At 30.8% G+C, this 237-nt stretch carries 1 protein-coding gene; it reads left to right on the top strand.

The features are described from left to right. Positions 1–237, top strand: a 237-nt coding sequence (locus A500_RS19245) for a serine hydrolase (protein ID WP_016209237.1), incomplete at both ends; no start/stop codon positions are given.

Raw genomic sequence — 237 nt, 5'->3', positions numbered from 1 at the left:
AAGTTTAACCAAGCAACTCAAAAACCTGATCAAACTGTAGATAATCCATTATATTCACAAGATAAGGCAACAACTTTGCAAATGATTTTAAGAACACCTTTGCAATATGCACCTGGAACAAAAACAGTTTACTCAGATGTAGATTATATGCTTTTAGGGCTTATTGTGGAAAAAGTAACAGGAAAGGCTTTAGATGAATATGTAGAAAATACATTTTATAAGCCATTAGGATTAAAT

It is taken from the genome of Clostridium sartagoforme AAU1 (assembly GCF_000401215.1).
In the GTDB taxonomy this organism is placed as follows: Bacteria; Bacillota; Clostridia; order Clostridiales; family Clostridiaceae; genus Clostridium; species Clostridium sartagoforme.
Note: the sequence above shows the minus strand (reverse complement) of the source record. Positions and strands in the feature narration are given on the sequence as shown.